This window comes from Parabacteroides sp. AF48-14 (assembly GCF_003477465.1).
Lineage (GTDB): Bacteria > Bacteroidota > Bacteroidia > Bacteroidales > Tannerellaceae > Parabacteroides > Parabacteroides acidifaciens.
Window position 1 is genome coordinate 1 of the sequence record NZ_QUDI01000095.1, and the last position, 1,683, is coordinate 1,683.

Here is a 1,683-nt window from a genome sequence, read left to right on the forward strand (position 1 = left end):
AGAGACTGTGTGAAAAAGCCCAAGAAGAAATTGTAAAAGAGTAATAGAATTCTTATCTTTAAGGGACAGAAAAAATAAGAACTATGCACTATATAACAGGAACAGATCGTAATCAACTCCAGTTGTACACGAGTCTTGAAGATAGTATATCGCCGGAGAATGCGGTTAGATTGATAGATAAGTTGGTAGATTTATTGTATCAAAAGGATCCCGCACAATATATTTATAAAGGTCAATCACTTCGAGGAAGAAAGTCGTATCATCCGACTCTTTTCTTAAAATTGTATTTATACGGTTATTTGAACCGTATCAGCAGTAGTCGTCGTTTAGAAACAGAGACCTATCGCAACATAGAACTAAAATGGCTTATGTGTGATCTTCATCCTGATTTCAAGACAATCTCGGACTACCGAAAGGATAATGGGAATGCGATCAGAGAGATGACGTTAGGCTTTCGTAATTTTCTAAAAAAGGAAGGTTATATTGAAGGCAACAAGATTATTTTTGACGGGACCAAAGTGAAAGCTTGTACTTCCAAGGAAAAGATATGGACGGACACAATAATAGCATCCAGAATAACTCACATGGAAGAGCTCTTGGATGGTTATCTATCAAAGCTGGAAGAGAATGATCAGACTGAAGACAGCTCTATGGAATTAAGTATGTCAATGGCAGAGATGTCGAAAAAGATAGAGCTGTTGAATCAAGAAATAGAGGAACTCAAATCCATTCAAGCCCAACTAAAGGAGAAATCGAAAAATACTTACTGCGTTACAGATCCGCAAGCGCGTTTGTTACCGAGCCGTGACGGTTATATCCCCGGATATAATGTACAAGTCGGGGTAGACGGTAAAAATCAAATGATCGTATTAGATGAGGTTATTAAGGATGGAAACGATAGCAATGCTTTGGAGGAAAACTTTACTAAGATACAGGAACAGATGGAGATCGTTCCTGAAATAGTAGAAGCTGATAGAGGGTATGGCAATATTGCTCAGATAGCACACATAGAATCAAATGGGAAGACCCAATGTGCGATACCTTTAGCCGAAAGTCGCTCTCAAACGCATAATCGAAAGAACGGAGTATCATTTACATACAATGAATCGGAAGATACATACATTTGCTCATGGGGAAGGAAACTCCGCCGAAAACAACGGACGGCAAAACATGGTGATACGGTATTTTATATTTATCAGGCCTCTAAGGACTATTGTCTCAGATGTCCGCTCTTTGGCAAATGTACCCGATCAAAACAGGGTCGTACACTTAAGGTATCAGAACACGAGTCTTACCGCCGGGACCATATTCAACGGATGGAATCGGATCAAATGAAAGAGTTGATCAGGGAGAGAAAAAGTCAGATTGAACATGTATTTGGCACTGTCAAACGCTGGATGGGGAAAGTGCCTCTTTTACTCAGGTCAAGAAAGAAAGTACAGATTGAAATAGATTTATATACAACCGCTTATAATATCAAACGATTGTGTTCTTTGTCTTCGATACCTTATTTGTTATCGAGGATAGCAAATAGCTTGTCGGAACTCAATAAAAGTCTATTTCATTCGCTCATATCGACTTTTATCGTTCTAAACAGCCTTTTTGGGGCTATCTCACTTTTCAAAAAACAACGTGGCTGCGTATTGATCTGATTGGAGAATAAGTCTTTTTCACACAGTCTCT

General features: G+C 38.8%; 1 protein-coding gene. It reads left to right on the forward strand.

Features of this window, described 5'->3' with window-relative positions; genetic code table 11:
- The first annotated feature begins 83 nt into the window (after positions 1 to 83).
- Positions 84 to 1,652 carry an IS1182 family transposase gene (locus DW083_RS21875; protein ID WP_122333825.1) on the forward strand — a complete coding sequence of 523 codons (1,569 nt, stop codon included), beginning with the start codon at positions 84 to 86 and terminating at the stop codon, positions 1,650 to 1,652.
- Positions 1,653 to 1,683 lie beyond the last annotated feature (31 nt).

Bases quoted from the DNA above. Each gene is read 5' to 3' on its own strand.
- DW083_RS21875 (WP_122333825.1), top strand. From the start codon at position 84: ATGCACTATATAACAGGAACAGATCGTAATCAACTCCAGTTGTACACG.